The organism is Streptomyces sp. JLBG701 (genome assembly GCF_058544905.1).
The window spans coordinates 8,624,252-8,642,027 of record NZ_CM178588.1; the positions used below are offsets into that span (position 1 = coordinate 8,624,252).

At 70.4% G+C, this 17,776-nt stretch carries 8 protein-coding genes; 5 read left to right on the plus strand and 3 right to left on the minus strand.

Annotation, left to right across the window (positions count from 1 at the left end; all coding sequences use genetic code 11):
- Positions 1 to 55: 55 nt before the first annotated feature.
- Positions 56 to 3,724 carry a S8 family peptidase gene (locus AC5DRG_RS39760; protein ID WP_491804701.1) on the minus strand — a complete coding sequence of 1,223 codons (3,669 nt, stop codon included), beginning with the start codon at positions 3,722 to 3,724 and terminating at the stop codon, positions 56 to 58.
- A 204-nt stretch (positions 3,725 to 3,928) separates the two neighbouring features.
- Between AC5DRG_RS39760 and AC5DRG_RS39765 the strand changes: the two genes are divergently transcribed.
- Entirely contained in the window at positions 3,929 to 4,654 is a 726-nt protein-coding gene (locus AC5DRG_RS39765; RefSeq protein ID WP_491804702.1) for a response regulator transcription factor, read from the plus strand.
- Positions 4,651 to 6,186, plus strand: a complete 1,536-nt coding sequence (locus AC5DRG_RS39770; protein ID WP_491804703.1) for a sensor histidine kinase — start codon at positions 4,651 to 4,653, stop codon at positions 6,184 to 6,186. The genes AC5DRG_RS39765 and AC5DRG_RS39770 overlap by 4 nt, the downstream gene beginning before the upstream one ends.
- Before the next feature lie 30 nt (positions 6,187 to 6,216).
- Here the strand turns inward: AC5DRG_RS39770 and AC5DRG_RS39775 are convergent, their stop codons facing one another.
- Both AC5DRG_RS39775 and AC5DRG_RS39780 read right to left on the minus strand, forming a co-directional pair.
- On the minus strand, positions 6,217 to 7,377 hold the full coding sequence (locus tag AC5DRG_RS39775; protein ID WP_491804704.1) for an NAD-dependent formate dehydrogenase: 1,161 nt from the start codon (positions 7,375 to 7,377) through the stop codon (positions 6,217 to 6,219).
- A gap of 131 nt (positions 7,378 to 7,508) precedes the next feature.
- Entirely contained in the window at positions 7,509 to 8,441 is a 933-nt protein-coding gene (locus AC5DRG_RS39780; RefSeq protein WP_491804705.1) for a LysR family transcriptional regulator, read from the minus strand.
- A 258-nt stretch (positions 8,442 to 8,699) separates the two neighbouring features.
- On the opposite strand from AC5DRG_RS39780, the gene AC5DRG_RS39785 reads away from it, so the two are divergent.
- From AC5DRG_RS39785 to AC5DRG_RS39795, 3 genes are all read left to right on the plus strand, one after another.
- Positions 8,700 to 12,779 (plus strand): bifunctional nitrate reductase/sulfite reductase flavoprotein subunit alpha, encoded by a 4,080-nt coding sequence (locus AC5DRG_RS39785; protein ID WP_491813277.1) that lies wholly within the window; start codon positions 8,700 to 8,702, stop codon positions 12,777 to 12,779.
- Between the two features lie 245 nt (positions 12,780 to 13,024).
- Positions 13,025 to 14,095 (plus strand): lytic polysaccharide monooxygenase, encoded by a 1,071-nt coding sequence (locus AC5DRG_RS39790; RefSeq protein ID WP_491813278.1) that lies wholly within the window; start codon positions 13,025 to 13,027, stop codon positions 14,093 to 14,095.
- Between the two features lie 363 nt (positions 14,096 to 14,458).
- Positions 14,459 to 17,731: a GH92 family glycosyl hydrolase gene (locus AC5DRG_RS39795; RefSeq protein WP_491804706.1), complete on the plus strand. Its 3,273-nt coding sequence runs from the start codon at positions 14,459 to 14,461 to the stop codon at positions 17,729 to 17,731.
- Positions 17,732 to 17,776: the final 45 nt, after the last annotated feature.

The following is a 17,776-nucleotide window of genomic DNA, read 5'->3' on the forward strand; positions in this document are numbered from 1 at the left end:
CTTTGTTGAGGCTGCCGTCCCGCTGTGCGCGATGCTTCTGTTCCAGGCCGTGCTTCTATTGCAGGCCGTAGGCCCGCAGCACCGTCTGGTCGACCCGGTTTCCGGCTGCGTCGGAAGCCAGCACCCGCAGCGACACGAACTCCGCCCCCTTCGGGTGCCCGATCTCCGTCCGGCCGCCCCGGACCCTCACCTCCTTCCAGGACGTGCCGTCGTCGTACGACACCCAGGCCCTCAGCTCGTCGGCCTCGACGCTCCCCGCCTGGTCCCGGACCGAGAGTCCGAGCCCCACCTTGCCGCGGGAACTGGCGCGGTTGAGCAGATCGAGCCCGCGCAGGTCGTAGTCGACGGAGAGCAGCGGCAGCGCCGTCTCGGTGTCCGTGTGCGCCGAGCCGAAGGACCACTCGGTGTGCGTACTGGTGGAGTATCGCGCCCAGTCGCCCGTGCGCCCGGTGTCGAGTACGAAGCGGTACGAGGTCTTCGCCACCGGGACGTCGAAGACGCCGTAGCCGCCGTAAGCGGCGTCACCGACCGGCTGTCCGTCCGCGTACAGGGTGCCCTTCGCCGAGTTCTGGGTGCCGTCGGCGTATCCGTAGTGGCCGGACCCGGAGTCGCTGAACTCCGGTATGGACATGGTCAGTTTGTCACCGGTGCGGACCGAGAGGCCGTACTCCTCGCTGGACGCCGGGCGGACGACCTGGCGCCACCAGTCCTCGGCGGGCGCCGTGCCCGCCTCGTCGAAGGTCCGCAGCAAACTCCACTGGGCCCTGGCGGCCCGCCAGTCGGGGTACACGGCGTGCCAGGTGCGGGTGTCGGGGTCGACGTAGTTGTACTCGGTGCGCTCGGTGCCGACCGCCATGTACGTTCCGAAGTCGATGCCCACGCGACTCCAGGGGCGGAACGTGTACAGCGCGTCCATGCCCGTCTCGCCGGCCTCACCTGCGTGGTAACGGGCCTTGCTCTTCACGGTGTTGGAGGCGCCCAGACGGTAGGTCTGGTTCGCGGAGACGGCGCCGGTCTGTGGGAACAGCGCGTTGTAGACGTACGGACTGACCGGTGTGCCGCCCAGCTTCAATGTCACCTTCTTGCCGCTCTGCAGCAGGCTGGTGAGCTTGGCGCCCTCCTCGCCGGTGGCGATCATCAGCGGGACGGCGGTCGCGTGGTCCACGGCCTCGACCCAGAGGCCGGGCTTCTTGCGGTACGTGATGAGGTAACCGGCCCCGGCCGCGGTCGCGTTGGCCAGGGCGGCGTCCGACCGCTCGGTGGCGCCGAGTGCGACCACCGCCACCTTGCCCTTGACGTCGAGCCCCGCGAAGTCGGCCTCGGTGCCGCCGCCCGCGTCCACCGCCCGAACCGTGCGCTCACCGCTGATCTTCGTCGGGAAGCCGTTGTAGGTCTGCGAGTAGTACAGCGACAGCGGAAGTCTCTCCGGGCCGACGACGCTCGACGTCAACTCCTTCGCGTACAGGCGGAACTTGGAGAAGAACTCGAAGGTCCCCTCGGTGACCGGCTCGGTCGGCGCCACATAGATGTGCTTCGTGTACCAGCCCTGGCCGTACGACAACCCGAAGGAGCTACCGGGTCCTTCGCGGTGCCAGGCGGTGGTGAAGCCCCTGAACTCGGAGTCCTCCTTGGTCTTTGGCTTGATCTCCACCGCCTTGCGGGCGTCGAGAGTGATCTCGGTGTCCCCGTCGACCTTGATCTCGGGATCGCCGACGACCGAGGTGCCGACGGCCGCGCCGCCCGCGTCGAGGTCGTAGATCCAGGTGGCGAGGGAGTATGTGCCGGCCGGGACCTGCCAGGTGTTGTCGGCGCGCAGATATCCGTACTCGTTGTAGATCGCGCCGTTCAGTTCCTGCATGACGTACAGCGCCCACCCGGGGATCGGCTGCCCGTCGCGGCCGACCAGGTTCACCTTCAACTCGTACGTCTTCGGCGCCTTCTCGAAGCCGACACCCGTGGTGACCAGGACGCCGTCACCGCTCGCCGTGATGTCCCCCGAGTACCGGCCCTCGGGCAGCTGCTCCGGGTCGACGGAGACCGGGACGGTGGCGGTGCCGTGCGCCGGTACGGTCACGGAGCTCGCGCCGGGAGCGGCCTCGGCCAGGGTCGAGGCGAGCTTCAATTCCACTGCCTCGTCAGTGGTGTTGGTGTACGTGATGTCCTTGCTGTCGACCCCGGTGTCGCCGTCCTCGTACAGGCCGAAACTCAGTGTCGAGGTGGCGAACACGCCCTGCTCGACCGCCCGAACCGCGTCCACCCGTCCGTTGCCCTGCTGGAAGACATCGGCGCCCGGCTGGGTCTTGGCCGTACTGGCCAGGGACTGCTTGATCTGCTCGCCCGTCCAGTCCGGATGCGCCTGCGCCACCAGTGCCGCCGCGCCCGCCACATGCGGGGTCGCCATCGAAGTGCCGTTCAAGGTCGTGTAGTTGTCGTCGACCGGCGTGCCCAGGGCGGTTCCGGAGGCGCGGGCCGCCGTGATGCTCACGCCCGGCGCGGTGATCTCCGGCTTGACCGCCGAGTCGCCGACCCGGGGGCCGCGGCTGGAGAAGGAGGCCAGCTTGTCCGACTTGTCGACGGCGCCGACGGTGAGTGCCGAGTCCGCGATGCCCGGGGTGCCGATGGTCTGGTCGGAGGGGCCGCTGTTGCCGGCCGCGATGACGAAGAGGGTTCCGGTGGACGCCGAGAGCCGGTCCACCGTCTCGCTCAGCGGATCCGAGGAGCCGTACGCCGTGCCGCCCAACGACATGGAGACGATCCTCGCGCCGGACGTGGCGGCCCACTCCATGCCCGCGATGATCCACGACTGCTGGCCGCTTCCGGTGTTGTCCAGGACCTTGCCCACCATCAGCTCCGCGCCCGGTGCCACACCCTTGAACCGGCCCTCCGAGGCCGCGCCCGAGCCGACGACGGTGGAGGCGACGTGCGTGCCGTGGCCGTGCCCGTCCTGCACGCTCTCGTCCGGTACGAAGCTCTGGGACCCGGCTATCCTGCCCGCGAGGTCCGGGTGCCCGGTGTCCACACCGGTGTCCAGAACGGCGACCTTGACGCCCTTGCCGTCGTAGCCCGCCGCCCACACCTCCGGTGCGCCGATCTGCGGCACGCTGACGTCGAGCGAGGCCGAGACCTTGGCGTCCAGCCACAGCTTGTCGATGCCGTCACCGAGTTGCCGGGCCGCCTTGGCGGTGGGGGCGGTGCCGGGGGCCGGGGCGATGTCCGCCCAGAAGGTGGTCGCGGCGGTCGACTTCCGCGCGCTGAACGCGGCGCCGTCGATACCGGGCAGCGTGAGCGTCCGGCGGGCGCCCTCGGGGGTCTCGGAGCCCTCGCGGTAGCCGGCGATCAGCGGGATGGCGCCGGTCTTCTCATCGTCGTAGCCCTGCTTCACGAGCTCACTGACGTTGAAGAGGGCCGGATCCAGGCGGCCGGCCTGGACGAGCGGGATCGCGTCCTCGGGTAAGACGCTGACCTGGCCGTGCTGTTCGGTGGTCACGAAGTTGACGCCTTCGCGGCCCTGGCCGTGCCGCACGTCGACGGCGTACTTCCCGTCGGCGGCCGTGGTGAGGGACACGGCGTCCCCGGTGATGAGAGTGACGGTCCGAGTACTGCCCTGCGCCGAGCCCATCAGGGCGTCCGGCACGGGGGTCGGCGCCGCTGCCGAGGGCGCGACCGCCCCCGTGAACAGCGCGGCGGCGCCTGCCATGGCCCACAGGGCGTGGAGTCTTCGCATTGGTGTGCTTCCTCCCCTTCAGAGACCTGGTGAGGTCTGGACCAGCGTGCGGGGAGGGGGTGAAGGGGCTCAAGGGAATGCTGTGGCCGGGCTGTGCCAATGCCCCCTTCGGTCACGCGGATCGAGCCAATCTGTGACCCTTCGCACGGCTGCGGCAAAGTCGGAACACAGGATTCCCCCAGCGGACGGGGACAGAATCGGGACATGACTGGCGCCACTGGGTCCCGAACCGGCCGAGTCCGTGTGCTCATCGTCGACGACGAGCCCGGACTCACCGAGCTGCTCTCCGTAGCGGTGACCGAGGCGGGCTGGCGGCCCTATCCGGCCCCCGACGGACAGACCGCGCTGCGCGTCGCCCGCGGCTGCGCCCCGCACGCCGTCGTCCTCGACGGCATGCTGCCCGACCTCGACGGACTCCAGGTACTGCGCCGGCTGCGCTACGAGAACCCCAAGCTGCCCGTCCTCATGCTCACCGCGCGCGACGCCCTTGAGCACCGTATCGACGGACTCGAAGCCGGCGCCGACGACTACGTGACCAAGCCCTTCTCGCTGGAGGAGGTCGTGCTCAGGCTGCGCGGACTGCTGCGCCGGGCCGGGGCCGAGGAGACCCGCACCGACGACTCCGTACGCGTCCTCGGCGACCTCGTGCTCGCCGAGGACACCCACGAAGTGCACCGCGCGGGGCATCCGATCAAGCTCACCGCCAAGGAGTTCGACCTGCTCACCCTGCTGATGGGCCACCCGCGCCAGGTCCTGAGCAAGGCACAGATCCTCGACCATGTGTGGAGCACGTCGTTCGACGGCGGCGGGAACCTCGTCGAGGTCTACATCTCCAGTCTGCGCCGCAAGATCGACAAGGGACGGGCCCCGATGATCCACACCGTACGCGGGATGGGATACGCCATCCGGCCCGTGGAGGACGGCAGATGACCGCCCGGCAGCGGAAGCGTTCGCCGTGGGCCCGCCTTGTGGGCCACTCGCTGCGCACCCGCCTCCTCGTCTTCATCGGCGCCGCCCTCGTCGCCGTGTGCCTCGCGATGGCCCTCACCACCGTCTTCGTCCAACGCGCCTATCTCCTGGGCAACCTGGACGACCGGGTCGACAACGCCGCCGAACGCAGCCTGGGCGGGGCCTCGCTGCACCCCGAGCTCGAAACGGAGCTGGGCTTCCTCAACGAGAGCGGCCATCCCGCGGGCATGCTCGCCGCCCGGCTCGACGACGACGGGAAGATCGTCGCCGCGGCCGTCGTCAGCCAGGACGCCGCGCCGCAGAACCTCACCGACGCCCAGCGGACCGCGCTCGCGGCCGTCGACGCCGACGGCTCGAAGCACACCGTGAGCGTCCCCGGCCTGGGCACCTACCGGGTCACCGCGCTCGACAACAATGGGGTGCGCGTCCTGGCCGGCCTCCCGATGGACGACGTACAGGACATGATCGGCGGACTGGTGGTGGTCGAGGCCGTGGTCGCCGCCGCCGGACTCACGGTCGCGGGCATCGCCTGCGCCGTGGTCATACGACGCCAGCTGCGGCCCCTTGGCCGGGTCGCCGCCACCGCGGTCGAGGTCTCGCACGCGCCGCTCGGGCGGGGCGCCGTCACCGGTCTGACCCGGGTGCCGGAGCGCGACACCGATCCCGGCAGCGAGGCCGGCCAGGTCGGCGCGGCCCTCAACCGGATGATCGACCACGTCGAGTCCTCGTTCGCCGAACGGCAGCGCAGCGAGGAGCGGATGCGGCGCTTCCTCGCCGACGCCAGCCATGAACTCCGTACGCCACTCGCGTCGATCGCCGGATACGCGGAGCTGATGAACCGCGGCACCGAGAAGATCGAGCCGGTCCTCGCCTGGCGTCGGGTCTCGGCCGAGTCGGCGCGGATGACGGGCCTGGTGGAGGATCTGCTCCTGCTGGCCCGGCTGGATGAGGGGCGGCCCCTGCATGCGACCGAGGTGGACCTGGCCGCGCTGGTCGCCGAGTCGGTGTGGGACGCGCGGGCGGCCGGCGGCGGGCACGAGTGGCAGCTCGCCCTGCTCCTCGATGCCCCGGCACTGGTCGTCGGCGACGAGGCACGTCTCCACCAGGTGGTGGCCAACCTGTTGGCCAACGCGCGTGTGCACACACCTGTTGGCACGACGGTGACCGCGTCCGTCGAGTCCACCGACACCCACTGCGTCATCCGCATCGCCGACGACGGCCCGGGCATCCCGCCCGCACTCCTCCCGACGGTCTTCGAACGCTTCACCCGAGGCGACGCCTCCCGCTCCCGCAGCACCCCGCACGACGGCGGCTCGGGCCTCGGCCTCGCCATCGTCTCCGCCATCGTGACGGCACACGGCGGCCGCATCACCGTAGAAAGCACCCCGGGACGAACGGAGTTCACGATCGGCCTGCCCACCGCGTCCCTGTCCTCGGACCCGGTTGACCTGTCGGTGACATCCATGAACAGGGCCACTGCCCGGGTGCCGTAACGGCATCAGGGCAGTGGCCCTCTGCCTACGTCACTTCGTCACGGAGTACGAGTGCGCCCCGGTGCCGGCGAGTGCCCCGCCGTCGACGATGAGGTACTCGTCGCGGATCGCGCGCCCCGCCAGCCAGGACTCCAGGATCTCCCGGGTACCCGCCGCGTAACGGGCCTGCGCGGAGAGCGAGGAACCCGAGATGTGCGGGGTCATGCCGTGGTGCGGCATGGTGCGCCAGGGGTGGTCGGCCGGGGCCGGCTGCGGATACCAGACGTCGCCCGCGTACCCCGCCAACTGGCCGCTGCGCAGGGCACGTTCGACGGCGTCACGGTCCACGATCCTCGCCCGGGCCGTGTTGATCAGATACGCGCCCCTCTTCATCATGGCGAGCAGCTTGTCGCCGAACAGGCCCTCCGTCTCCGGGTGGAGCGGCGCGTTGATGGTCACCACGTCGCAGTGCGGGGCCATGTCCTCGGCACTCTCGTGGAAGGTCAGACCCAGTTCCCGCTCGACGTCCTCGGGCAGCCGGTGCCGGTCGGTGTAGTGCAGCCCCACGTCGAAGGGCGCGAGGCGGCGCAGCACCGCGAGCCCGATCCGCCCGGCGGCGACCGTGCCGACCTGCATGCCCTCCAGGTCGTACGAACGCGCCACGCAGTCCGCGATGTTCCAGCCGCCGTCGAGCACGACCTGGTGCGAGGGCAGGTAGTTGCGGACGAGCGAGAGCGTCATCATCACCACGTGCTCGGCGACGCTGATGCTGTTGCAGTACGTCACCTCCGCGACCGTCACCCCGTGGGCGATCGCCGCGTCGAGATCGACGTGGTCGGAACCGATGCCCGCGGTGATCGCCAGCTTGAGGTTCTTGGCGGCGGCGATGCGCTCGGGGGTCAGATACGCCGGCCAGAACGGCTGCGAGATGACGACGTCCGTGTCGGGCAGCTCACGGTCGAAGACCGAGCCGTCGCCGTCCTTGTCGGAGGTGACGACGAGGGTGTGTCCGGCCTCCTCCAGGAAGCGGCGCAGCCCGAGCTCACCGGAGACACTGCCGAGCAGCTGCCCCGGGGTGAAGTCGACGCCCTCGGGCGTGGGGGTCGTCTGGCCGCCGGGGTAGTGGTCGATGACGGGCAGGTCGTCGCGGGCGTACGTGGTCGGGTATCCGTCGGTCGGGTCGTCGTACAGAACGCAGAGCACCTTGGCCATGTCGCGGCTCCTCAACTGGCGTTGCGGGAAGGTGCCCTTCACGATCCTCGGGGTCGATTCCGCAGGTCAAAGCGAACGTCGCTATGTCGGGATAGCCGCCGACTATCAACACCGACCATCAACACCGACCCTCAACTCTCCCTGCCCAGATAGGTGTTGAGCAGCCGGTCCAGCGCATCGCGCACCCCCGCCTCCCGCGCCACCTTCAGCAGCGCCTCGGCCAGCACGGACCTCGGCTCCTCCCGTACGACGACGATCCCGACCCGCGGTCCGTGCGCGGGCCCCTCCAGCGGGACCACCCGCATCCCGTCCGGCACGCCGAACATGTGCAGCCAGGCGTGCGAGATCACGCTGGACCAACGGCCGCCCGGCAGATGCGCGTACAGCCCGGCGACGCTGTCCGACTCGATGGCGGGGGTGGCCGTGGCACCGTCGGCGGCGAAGTACTCGTCGATGATGCGACGGTTGCGCATCCGGGGACCGAGCAGACACAGGGGCAGCGCAGCCGCCCGCGCCCACCGGGCCGTCGGCTCAGCGGCGAGTGGGCTGTCGGCCGGGGTGAGCAGCACGTACTGCTCCTCGTACAGCGGAAACCGGCGTACGTTCCTGAGGCTGTCGTCGTCGAGGTAGGTCATCGCCGCGTCCAGCTCGAACTCGGCGAGCCCGTGGGTGATGTCGGCGGACGACAGCGACTCCAGGCTCACCCGGGCCCGCGGATGGCGCTCGCAGAACGGCGTGGTGAGCAGGGACGCGGCGGGCAGCGCGGTCGGCACGACACCCAGGCGCAGCGTGCCGGTCAGCCCGCCGCGCAAGGCCGACAGCTCCTGCCGCAGACCGTCCTGCTCGGCGAGAATGCGATGTGCCCAGGCCAGGACCACCTCACCTTCGGGCGTCAGCCCCTCGTACCGTCTCCCGCGCCGCACGATCGGCACGTCCAGCTCGTGCTCCAGACGCCGGATCGCGGCGGACAACGAGGGCTGCGAGACGAAACAGGCGGCCGCCGCCCGGGCGAAATGCCGCTCGCGGGCGAGCGCGACCAGATACTCCAGCTGACGCAGCAGCATGCGCCCCTCCCGGGTGGATCACGACGACCAGTTCAGGTGTGTCGTCGTACAGCATCGGCCAGGCCGGCCCTCACACGCTCTGACGTACGGTTGTGTGGAGCGCGTAACCCCGGGTGATCGAAAGACGTGACAACGACGCAACGGGCATTTCGTAGCGTCGGGGGAGAAGGATCCGATCACCTGGAAGGGCCGCCCGTGACCACGACGACCACCACTCAGGTGCGGACGGTGTGCTCGTACTGCGGTGTGGGCTGCGGGATGGTCCTCGACATCGGGATGGGCCCCGACGGACGGCGTACGGTCCTGAAGGCGTCCGGCGACAAGGCGCACCCCGCCAATTTCGGGCGCCTGTGCACCAAGGGCGCTACCACGGCCGACATGCTGGCCGCCCCCGGCCGGCTGACCAGCGCCCTGATCCGCGCCGAACGCGGGGCGCAGGCCGAGCCCGCCCCGGTGGCCGCGGCGATCACCGAGACGGCACGACGGCTGCGGGCGGTGATCGACGAGCACGGGCCCGACGCGGTCGCCCTCTATGTGTCCGGGCAGATGAGCCTGGAGGCCCAGTACCTGGCGAACAAGCTGGCCAAGGGCTTCGTGCGCACCAACCAGATCGAGTCGAACTCACGGCTGTGCATGGCCAGTGCCGGCACCGGCTACAAGCTGTCGCTCGGTGCGGACGGCCCGCCCGGCTCGTACCAGGACTTCGAGCATGCGGACGTCTTCCTCGTCATCGGCTCCAACATGGCCGACTGCCACCCCATCCTCTTCCTCCGGATGATGGAACGGGTCAAATCGGGCGCCGCCAAGCTGATCGTCGTAGACCCGCGTCGCAGCGCGACCGCCGACAAGGCGGACCTGTTCCTGCCGGTCCGGCCCGGCACCGACCTGGCGCTGCTCAACGGCCTGCTCCACCTCCTGCATGAGAACGGTCACACCGACCCCGAGTTCATCGCCGCGCACACCGAGGGCTGGGAGGCGCTGCCGGAGTTCCTGGCCGACTACCCGCCCGCCACGGTCGCCGAGATCACCGGCGTCCCCGAGGACGACATCCGCGAGGCGGCCCGGCTGATCGGCGAGGCCGGGGAGTGGATGAGCTGCTGGACCATGGGCCTCAACCAGTCCACGCACGGCACCTGGAACACCAACGCGCTGGTCAACCTGCACCTGGCGACGGGCGCGATCTGCCGCCCCGGCAGCGGCCCCTTCTCGCTGACCGGCCAGCCCAACGCCATGGGCGGCCGCGAGATGGGCTACATGGGCCCGGGCCTGCCCGGACAGCGCTCGGTGCTGGTGGACGACGAGCGCGCCTTCGTCGAGGAGCTGTGGGATCTGCCCCCGGGCACGGTCCGCAAGGACGGGGTCGGCCAGGGCACGATCGAGATGTTCCAGAAGATGGCTGACGGGGACATCAAGGCCTGCTGGATCATCTGCACCAACCCGGTCGCCTCCGTCGCCAACCGCAAGACCGTGATCGAGGGCCTGGAGCGGGCCGAGTTCGTCATCGCCCAGGACGTCTTCGCCGAGACGGAGACCAACGCGTACGCCGACGTCGTCCTCCCCGGCGCGCTGTGGACCGAGACCGAGGGCGTCCTCATCAACAGCGAGCGCAACCTCACCCTCGCCCAGCCCGCCGTGGAACCGCCCGGCGAGGCGATGGCCGACTGGCGGATCATCGCCGCCGTCGCCCGCGAGATGGGCTACGAGAAGGGGTTCTCGTACGACAGCGCCGAGGAGATCTTCGAGGAGATCAAGCAGGCCTGGAACCCGAAGACCGGCTGGGACCTGCGCGGCGTCACCTACGAGCGGCTGCGCTCCACCCCGGTGCAGTGGCCGGCGGCGAGCGAGGACGGCCCCGACCGCAATCCCATCCGGTACCTGGACGAGAACACCGGCCTGCGTTTCCCCACGGCGAGCGGCCGGGCGGTGTTCCACGCCCGCCCGCACATCCCGGCCGCCGAGATGCCCGACGACGACTACCCGTACGTCCTGAACACCGGGCGGCTCCAGCACCAGTGGCACACGCTCACCAAGACGGGCAAGGTCGCCAAGCTCAACAAGCTCAACCCCGGGCCCTTCGTGGAACTGCACCCGCAGGACGCGGCCGCCCTCGGCATCACCGACGGCGACTCGGTGGAGGTCGCCTCCCGGCGCGGGAGGGCCCTGCTGCCGGCGCTCGTGACCGACCGGGTGCGGCCGGGGTGCTGCTTCGCGCCCTTCCACTGGAACGACCTCTTCGGCGAATACCTGAGCGTCAACGCCGTCACCAGCGACGCCGTCGACCCGATCTCCTTCCAGCCGGAGTTCAAGGTCTGCGCGGTGTCCCTGACGAAGGTGGCGACGCCAGTGTCCGTGGCGACTCCGGCACCGGCCGCGGGCGACACCCGTCCCGGAGCCGGGGCCGACACCCGGCCCGGCAGCGCGGTGGTTCCGGTCCCAGCGGTGACGACCGCACCGGCCACCTTCACCACGAGCCCCGCAGGTCCGGCCGGCGCCTTCGGGCTGGCCCCCACCCCGCCCCCCGTACTCGCGGAGCACGAGCGCCAGTACCTGATCGGCTTCCTCGCCGGGATCGACTCGGGCGCCCCCGGCGTGCCCGTACTGCCGCCGGGCGCGCCCTTCACGCCCGAGCACGCGCTGTGGGTGAACGGAGTGCTCGCCGGCCTGTACTCCCGGGCCGCGACCGGAACACCTGACACCCCCCTGCCCCCGGTCGCACCCGTCCGGGAGGTCGTCGTCCTGTGGGCCTCGCAGACCGGCAACGCCGAGGAGTTCGCCGCGGCCGCCGCCGACCGGCTCACCGGCACCGGCCACAAGGTCGTCCTCACCGACATGGACGACGCCCACCCCGGCCAACTGCCCGCCGGCGCCGACATCCTGCTGATCACCAGCACCTTCGGAGACGGTGACGCCCCCGACAACGGCTCCGGCTTCTGGGACGCCCTGGCCGCCCCCGACACCCCCCGCCTGGACGGTGTGCGGTACGCGGTGCTCGCCTTCGGCGACTCCTCCTACGACGACTTCTGCGGCCACGGCCGACGCCTGGACCAGCGACTGGACGAGCTGGGCGCCCTACGCCTCGCCCCGCGCACGGACTGCGAACCCGACTACGAGCCCTCGGCGACGGCCTGGCTCGACCAGGTCCTCACCGCCCTGACCACCGCCGACGAAGCGGAAACGGCCCCGGCGTCGGCGCCGGCCCCCAGGCCGACCCGTTCGACGAAACCGGCCCCGCTGACGGCCCGCCTCACCGGAAACCAGCTGCTCAGCCTGCCCGGCGCCGGCAAGGAGGTCCGCCGCTTCACCTTCGACACCCGGGACTGCGAGACCCCGCTCGCCTACGAGGTCGGGGACGCCCTCGGCGTACGCCCGGTCAACTCCGCGGACCTCGTCACCGAATGGCTGGCCACCACCGGCCTCGACCCGGCGACCGGCGTGGAACTGAACGGCATCGGCGAGGTCTCCCTCCACGAGGCCCTGCACCGGCACCTGGACATCACCCGCGTCACCCCCGACCTGCTGCGCTTCGTCGAAGAGCGCACCCACGACCGCGTACTGAAGAAGCTGCTGCGCCCGGACAACAAGGACGAACTCGCCAAGTGGTCCTGGGGCCGCCAGGCCGTCGACGTCATCGCCGAACACCCCGTCCGTGCCGCCGCCCAGGAGTGGGCCGAGGTACTGAAGCCGCTCCAGCCCCGCCTGTACTCCATCTCCTCCAGCCCGCGCACCGACCCCCACATGGTGTCGCTGACGGTCTCCGTCGTCCGCTACGAGAACTGGGCCGGCCGCCCACGCCAGGGCGTCTGCTCACCCTTCCTCGCCGACGCGGCCCCCGACACCCTTGTACCGGTCTTCGTCCAGCCCTCCCCGAAATTCCGCCCCCCGGCCGACCCGAACACACCGATGGTGATGGTGGGCCCCGGCACGGGAGTCGCCCCCTTCGTCGGCTTCCTCGACGAACGCCGCGCACTCGGCCACCGCGCGCCCAACTGGCTGTTCTTCGGCGAACAGCACAGGGCCACCGACTTCTACTACGAGGACGAGCTCACCGCCTTCCTGGCCGACGGCACCCTGAGCCGCCTGGACACCGCCTTCTCCCGCGACCAGCGCGCCAAGATCTACGTCCAGGACCGCATCCGCGAACACGGCCCCCTGCTCTGGTCCTGGCTCCAGGACGGCGCCCACTTCTACGTATGCGGCGACGCCTCCCGTATGGCCAAGGACGTAGACCAGGCCCTACGCGACATAGCCACCACCCACGGCCACTTGAGCGAGGACGGCGCAGCGGCTTACGTCAAGCAGCTAGCTGCCGAGCGAAGGTACGTCCGGGACGTGTACTGACGGACAGGGCGCAGCCCGTCCGTCAGGGGCGCGGGGAACTGCGCGACCAGCCCCCACCGGCCCGCACTGTGATGGCTGCCTCGACCACCCCTCACGCGCCAATCATTTACAGCTCTCCCGCTCCGCGCTAACTTCACCAACGAGTGAGGTGGGAGCGCTCCCACACCCAGCGGACCGGAACCCGCAGGGCGGCCGCTCCCACCTCACGCATCCTTCGAGCGAAGGGACGTAAATCTGTCATGCCTATGACAATCCCCGTTCCATTACCGCGCCCCACCACCCGCAGAGCCTTCTTCCTGGTCCTCCTGGCCCTGCTCACCACACTCCCCGCCCTCGGCCTGATCGTCGTCACGACCGGCGGCACGGCGGAAGCCCACGGCACCCCGATGAAGCCCGCCAGCCGCACCTTCCTGTGCTGGCAGGACGGACTCACCGACACCGGCGAGATCAAGCCGATCAACCCGGCCTGCAAGAACGCGCAGGCGGTCAGCGGCACCACACCGTTCTACAACTGGTTCTCGGTGCTGCGTTCGGACGGCGCAGGCCGCACCCGCGGCTTCGTGCCGGACGGTGAGCTGTGCAGCGGTGGCAACACCAACTTCACGGGCTTCAACGCGGCCCGCGACGACTGGCCGCTCACCCATCTCACCTCGGGCGCGACGGTCGACTTCTCCTACAACGCCTGGGCCGCGCACCCGGGTTGGTTCTACGTCTATGTCACCAAGGACGGCTTCGACCCGACGCAGACACTCACCTGGGACGACATGGAGGACTCGCCGTTCCTGAGCGTCGACCACCCGCCGCTCAACGGCACTCCGGGCACGGTCGAGGCCAACTACTCCTGGACCGGGCAGCTTCCGGCGAACAAGTCCGGCCGCCACATCATCTACATGGTCTGGCAGCGCTCGGACAGTGCGGAGACCTTCTACTCCTGCTCCGACGTCGTCTTCGACGGCGGCAACGGCGAGGTGACCGGCATCCACGACCCGGGCAACCCGACCGAGCCCCCGCCCGGCACCTGCTCGGCAACCCGTAAGACCACGGGGAGTTGGACCGGCGGCTACCAGTCCGAGGTGACCGTCACCAACACCGGCGATGTCCCGATGCTCGGCTGGATGGTCGACTGGACGCTGCCGACCGGCCAGACCGTCGCCAGCCTGTGGAACGGCAACGCCACCTACAGCGGGCAGGACGTGATGGTCCACAACGCGGACTGGAACGGCTCACTGTCTCCGGGGGCGAGTACGACCTTCGGCTATGTCGTCACCGGTGACGGCGGCGACACGGCGACAGCACTTCCCTGCCAGGTCGGCTGAACGGCTGCTCTGGGCGGACCCGGTGGACAGTGCCCCACCGGGTCCGCGAGCCGGGCAGGGTACGGGGGAGTTACCTGCCTGGGTGGTGGGTGGCTTGTGAGTCGTCCTGCGATGCGACGACAACGTTATCGAATGGTCTGTACAGCGACTCTACCGCCTCAACGGACAACGATGTCAAGTCAGTTGAGGCTGCGCTGAGCTGTGGGGAAGCGCTGTGGGGGAGGCGCTGCTCCGTGCGGGTGGCCGACACGCGCGCCACCACGGCCGTACGCGCTCTTCCGTGGTACCGGTGGCGCAGGTTACTGTCCCTGCGGCTTGTGCGACCTGTGGTGCGCGACCCGTCCGAGAAGGAGGGGCCGCGTCATGCGATTCCGCCCTATGTCCTTGCTGCTGGCGGCCGTTCTGGCGCTAGGCGGCACCACCCCCGCGCTCGCGGCGAGCTCCGCCGCACCACCACCGGACCTGGTCCGGGACCCCACCACCTACGTCGATCCGCTCATCGGCACCAAGAACGGCGGCAACGTCTTCCCCGGCGCCGTCGTCCCCTTCGGCATGCTCTCCTGGAGCCCCGAGAACACCCGCGGCGACGCGACCAGAACCGCGGCCCCCGGCGGCTACCAGTACGACGCCACCCGTATCCGCGGCTTCAGCCTCACCCACATGTCCGGCACGGGCTGCGCGGGCGGTAGTGGCGACATCCCGTTCTTCCCGTACGCGGGCGCGGTCACCTCGTCCCCCGCGAGTGACACCAAGGACGCTGTGTACGCGGCCGACTTCACCCACGCCGCCGAGACCGCCGAGCCCGGCCACTACCAGGTAGGCCTCTCCTCCGGCGTCACGGCCGACCTCACGGCGACGACCCGCACGGGCTCGGCCCGCTTCACCTACCCGGCGGACAAGCCCGCCTCCCTCCTCATCCGCACCGCCAACTCCGAGGTGGGTTCGGCCGATTCGACGGTCACGATCGACCCGGCGACCCGCACGGTCTCCGGCTCCGTCACCTCCGGCAACTTCTGCGGCTACCTCGACCCCGAGGGCCAACGCGCCTACTACACCCTCCACTTCACGGCCCGCTTCGACCGCGCCTTCAAGACGACCGGCACCTGGCAGGACGGCGAACTGACCCCCGGGTCGACCTCCGCGAGCGGCGGCACGGGCGGGTTCACGAACGGCGGCCGTCCCGTCGCGGGCAAGGGAGCGGGCGGCTACGTCGAGTTCGCGCCCGGCACCGGCCCGGTCAACGTCAAGGTCGGCATCTCGTACGTCAGCCAGGCCGGCGCCGAGGCCAACCTCGCGGCGGAGAACCCGCCCGGCCGCGACTTCGCGTCGGTCCAGGACGCGGCCCGGCGTGCCTGGCGCGAGCAGCTCGACGCCATCAGGGTCGGCGGCGGCACGGACACCGAGCGCACCACCTTCTACACCGCGCTCTACCACTCCCTCCTGCACCCGAACGTCATCAGCGACGCCGACCGCAGATACCGGGGCAGCGACGGCGAGGTGCACACCGTGGGCGCCGGCCACCGGGCCCAGTACGGCACCTTCTCCGGCTGGGACGTCTACCGCTCCCAGGTCCAGCTCCTCACCCTGCTCAGCCCGCGCACCGGCTCGGACATCGCCCAGTCGCTCTACGAACTCGCCCGCCAGAACGGCGGAATCTGGGACCGCTGGCTGCACGGCGCGAGCGGCACCCACGTCATGAACGGCGACCCCTCACCCGCCTCCCTGGCCGGCATCCGGGCCTTCGGCGGCACGGACTTCGACCTGCGCGGAGCACTCGCCTCGCTGGTGAAGGCGGCGACCGTGCCGACGGCACAGGACCTGTCCCCGGCGGGCAAGCCGGTCCTCTCGGTCGGCCAACGCCCGTCCCTGGACAAGTACTTGGCGCAGCACTACATGCCGTCCGTCTCCAACGCCTGGGGCGGCGCCGCCGAGACCCTGGAGATGTCGGGCGCCGACTTCGCACTCTCCCAACTCGCCACCGCGGCAGGGGAGAAGGAGACGGCGGCGACCTTCGCACGCCGCTCCCAGTGGTGGCAGAACAACTTCAACATCGCCGCCGACCCCACCGGCGGTTATATCGCCAACCGCAAGGCCGACGGCAGTTGGGTCACCGGCTTCACCCCGGCCACGGGCAACGGATTCGTCGAGGGCACGGCGGCCCAGTACACGTGGATGGTGCAGCACAACCCGGCCGGCCTCTTCGCGGCGATGGGCGGACAGAGCAAGGCGGTCGAGCGCCTCGACGACTTCTTCCACAACGCCGACGGCAGCTGGGCGTTCACCGGCAGCGGCGGCGCGAAATCAGAGCTGGACAACGAGCCGTCGATCAACGTGCCCTACCTGTACGCGTATGCGGGAGCCCCCTACAAGACGCAGGAGACGGTCCGGGCGGCGATGGGCGCACTCTGGTCGACCCAGCCGGGCGGCATCCCCGGCAACGACGACCTCGGCGAGATGTCGTCCTGGTACGTCTTCTCCGCGCTCGGCATGTACCCCCAGGTCCCTTCCCGCGCCGAACTCGTCCTGGCCTCACCGCTGTTCCCCAGGATCGAGATCGACCGCCCGCACGGCAACGACATCTCCATCAGCGCGACGGGAGCGGCGGCCGACGCGCCGTACATCCAGTCCCTCAAGCTCAACGGCCGTACCAGTGACCGCCCTTGGCTCCCGGCATCCTTCGTACGGGACGGCGGCCGACTGGATTACACCCTCTCCGGCACGCCGAACCGCACCTGGGGCGCGACCGAGGCCCCGCCGTCCTTCCGGGCGGGCGAGCAGCCGTACCAGATCGGCGTCGGCCCGACCACGGCGACGCTCGCGCCGGGGGAGAGCACGAAGGTCGGCGTCCGCGCGCTCTCGCTGAGCGGCGGCCAGGGCCCCGAGGTGCGCTTCCGCGTCGACGCACCCGACGGCATCCAGTCGACTCCCGCGGAGGGAACGGTCGTCGACGGCTCCCAGGAGATCACCCTCACCACCGCCACGGACACCCCGCAGGGCTTCTACGACGTCAGGATCACGGTGACGTCGGGCGACACCTCGTACGAGCAGCCGGTGTCCCTGACGGTGGCCGCACCGGGTTCCCTCCTCGCCGCCTACAACAACACCGGTGTCTCGGACGACGAGGGCGACCACGACGAGGCCGACTACGACGGGGGCGGCTGGAGTTACTCCCGCCAGGCCCTCGCGGCGGCGGGCCTGACAGCGGGTGCGCAAGGGACGGTGAACGGCCTCACCTTCACCTGGCCGAACTCACCGGCGGCCCGCCCGGACAACGCCTCGGCGAACGGCCAGTCCATTGAACTGCCCACTCCCGCAACCCAGTTGTCCTTTGTCGGCAGCGCGGTCAACGGCAACCAGCAGACGACGGCGACCGTCACCTACACCGATGGCACCACCGCCCCCGTCGACCTCTCCTTCACCGACTGGACCGTCGGGGGCGGAGGGGGCAGCGTTCAGTACGGCAACGAGATCGTCGCGAGGACCGCGTACCGGAACGTCGCGGGCGCGGACCGGGACCCGGTGGCGACGTACGTCTTCGCCACCAAGCCCTTCGCGGCGCCGGAAGGCAAGAGCATCAAGTCGGTGAAGCTGCCGGGCAACGCGGACCTGCACGTGTTCGCGCTCGCCGTGAGCTGAACGAACGGGCCGGGGGAGGCGTCACACTCGACGCCTCCCCCCCAA